Consider the following 2,786-nt stretch of genomic DNA (forward strand, 5'->3'; position numbering starts at 1 on the left):
GAAGGGAGTTGATGTTGCTGAGCGAGGAGCGTTGTGTACGAATTGTCTTACAGTCAGGCGGGTGACGGTCTGGTGGTTGACGGTGGGGTCGGTACCTGATGCTGGCTGAAGTTAACCTGTTTGGCGTTTTCGTTGCACCGCTTTCCATTTACGCCGTAGCGGCGGTCTTTGTGACGTTACTGCTTCGAAGCATCCTGTGGCGCACTGGTGCGCTCGGATGGTTCTGGCACGTCGCTCTCTTTGAAATAGCGCTTTATGTCTGTGTTCTCTGTCTGCTCATCCTTTACGTCTAGGGAGGGTCAGCGATGAACTGGACCCGTAGTGTGATCCGTGTCCTGCTGACCCTGATCGTCCTGGCGCTGGCCATCGGCCTGGGGCGGACGATGTGGGACATCTATGTCCTCGCTCCCTGGACCCGTGACGGCCGCGTGCGTGTTTACGTCGTGGATGCCGCGCCTGAAGTTTCGGGTACGGTTGTGGCCGTGCCGGTCGTGGACAACCAGTTCGTCCACAAGGGCGATCCGCTTTTCGTGCTTGATCCGGTACGCTTCCGCCTCGACATAGACGCCGCCCGCGCCCGGGTGGCGGGTGCCGAGGAAGACCTGAAGCTCCGCACGTCCGACGCCAAACGTCGCATGGGGCTGGGTGGCATCGTCTCGGCGGAAGAGCAGGAAGACTTCAACTCCAATGTTGAAACCCAGCGCGCCAAGGTCAACGCGGCCAAGGCCGAACTGAACACCGCGCTGCTGAACCTCCAGCGCTCGACGGTTTATTCACCGGTGGATGGCTACATCACCAACCTCAACCTGCGGGTGGGTGACTATGCCCATGCCGGTGTGTCGGGGCTGGCGGTGATCGATGCGCACAGCTTCTGGATCAACGGCTATTTCGAAGAAACCAAGATGCACGGCGTGCGTGTGGGTGATGAGGCCCGGATCAAGCTGATGGGCTACAAACAGATCCTTATGGCGCATGTCGTCAGCATCGGCCGCGGCATCAATGACCAGAACGGCGTGTCCGACAAGCTGGGCCTGCCGGACGTCAACCCGATCTTCACCTGGGTGCGCCTGGCGCAGCGTATTCCGGTGCGTCTGGAGTTCGATAACGTGCCGCCGGACATTACGCTGGCGGCTGGCATGACGGCCACCGTGACGATCGGGCGTGAGACGCCGGGTGCGCGCGGACGTCTGACCACCTGGCTGCAGAACCACCTCTGACATGTCACGCATCCCCCTTTCCCGATCGCTCGCGCGGCCTTTCACCAGGGCCGTAGCCCTTCGCAGCGTGGCTCTCGCCCTGAGCACCTGCCTGTCACTGACGGCGTGCACGGTGGGGCCGAACTTCAAGCCGGACCGGATCAAGGTGCCCGATGCCTTTGTCGAGCAGCCTCATCCTGCCACCGCCGATGCGCTGGCGCAGTCGGCTGCCGACATGAAGGACTGGTGGTCGCAGTTCCACGACCCCATGCTCAACGAACTGGTGGAGCAGGCGATCAAGGGCAATTATGACCTGCAGATCGCATCGCAGCACATCGTCGCCGAGCGCGCTGTTCGCCGTCAGGCCCAGTCAGCCTGGTATCCTCAGTTGGATGCGGCAATGGGTGGTGGCGATGATCGCTATTCCATCAATGTCGACAACTGGCCTATCCGCCCGGGCAATCCGGCCAACCGCCCGGACGCCTCGGTTCTGACCTATGGCGCGCGGGCGAGCTGGGAAGTCGATCTGTTCGGGCATATTTCCCGGCAGGTGGAAGAGCGCAAGCGGATCGTCGAGGAATCGATCGAGAACCGGCGCGGCGTGCTGCTGGCGCTGCTGGCCGAAATGGCGACGGATTACGTGACGTTGCGCTCGGTACAGGAGCGTCTGGGCGTTACCGAACGCGCCATCGACGTGGCCAGACGCTCACGCGAACTGACCGAGAAGCTCTACACGCATGGTCTGGGCAACACGCTGGCCGTGGCGCAGGCCCAGACTGAAGAACATCTCGAACGCGCCCGTCTGGCCCCGTTGCATGAGCAGGAAGAGCGGCTGATGCACGCCATCGCCATTCTCGTCGGCGACATGCCGGGGCAGCTTGAGGAAGAGCTGGAAAAGCGCCGTCCGATCCCCGATCTGCCGCGCTTCCCCGACAGCCTGCCCTCGATCGTGCTCGCCAACCGGCCCGACATCCGCGTGGCCGAGGCCGAATACGCCGCCGATACGGCGCGCGTGGGCATTGCGGTGTCGAACCTCTATCCGAAATTCATGATCCCGCTGACCTTCAACCCGAACGCGTCGGCCGCCTATCAGGCGTTTCAGGCGGGTGGCATGGCGTGGAGCTTCATGATGATGGCAACGCTGCCAGTCATTCATGGCGGCCGCTACACCGCCGCCATTGCGCAGGCCCGCGCCGAGGCCGAGGGCAGCCGTCTGAACTATCGCAAGACGGTTCTCAAGGCGTTTGCGGATGTCGAGGACGCGATGGGCGACTGGCGACATAATGCCGAGCTGGTCGAAGAACTGAACCAGGCCTCCGTCGATGCTGGTCTGGCCCGCGACCGCGCCCAGAAGCTGTTTAAGGCCGGTCTGACCGGATACCTGAACGTACTGACGACCGAACAGACCGCCCTGTCCGCACAGGATCAGGCCGTCGTCGGCCGTCTCGCCCGCGTCCGAAACGCAGTCGCGCTGTACATCGCACTCGGCGCCGGATGGCAGGGCAAAGCCCTCACCGACACAAGACTCCCTGTCGAAGTCAAACAGCAAAACGCCTTCGTCAGAGCATTCACCAGATAACGTAAAAGCGC

3 protein-coding genes are annotated in these 2,786 nt (G+C 62.6%); all 3 read left to right on the forward strand.

Features of this window, described 5'->3' with window-relative positions; all coding sequences use genetic code 11:
- Nucleotides 1–98: 98 nt before the first annotated feature.
- The 3 genes from GSP01_RS14430 to GSP01_RS14440 are packed head-to-tail and all read left to right on the forward strand — an operon-like array spanning nucleotide 99 to nucleotide 2,775.
- Nucleotides 99–293 carry a DUF1656 domain-containing protein gene (locus GSP01_RS14430; RefSeq protein WP_062499659.1) on the forward strand — a complete coding sequence of 65 codons (195 nt, stop codon included), beginning with the start codon at nucleotides 99–101 and terminating at the stop codon, nucleotides 291–293.
- A 12-nt stretch (nucleotides 294–305) separates the two neighbouring features.
- On the forward strand, nucleotides 306–1,217 hold the full coding sequence (locus GSP01_RS14435) for a biotin/lipoyl-binding protein (RefSeq protein WP_141354650.1): 912 nt from the start codon (nucleotides 306–308) through the stop codon (nucleotides 1,215–1,217).
- A 1-nt stretch (nucleotide 1,218) separates the two neighbouring features.
- A complete protein-coding gene (locus tag GSP01_RS14440) occupies nucleotides 1,219–2,775 on the forward strand; it encodes an efflux transporter outer membrane subunit (RefSeq protein WP_141354652.1) in 1,557 nt (518 codons plus the stop codon).
- Nucleotides 2,776–2,786 lie beyond the last annotated feature (11 nt).

This window comes from Gluconobacter sphaericus NBRC 12467 (assembly GCF_006539125.1).
In the GTDB taxonomy this organism is placed as follows: domain Bacteria; phylum Pseudomonadota; class Alphaproteobacteria; order Acetobacterales; family Acetobacteraceae; genus Gluconobacter; species Gluconobacter sphaericus.

Excerpts from the sequence above, each read along its gene's own strand:
- GSP01_RS14430 (WP_062499659.1), top strand. The coding sequence starts at position 99 with ATGCTGGCTGAAGTTAACCTGTTTGGCGTTTTCGTTGCACCGCTTTCC.
- GSP01_RS14435 (WP_141354650.1), top strand. The coding sequence starts at position 306 with ATGAACTGGACCCGTAGTGTGATCCGTGTCCTGCTGACCCTGATCGTC.
- GSP01_RS14440 (WP_141354652.1), top strand. The coding sequence starts at position 1,219 with ATGTCACGCATCCCCCTTTCCCGATCGCTCGCGCGGCCTTTCACCAGG.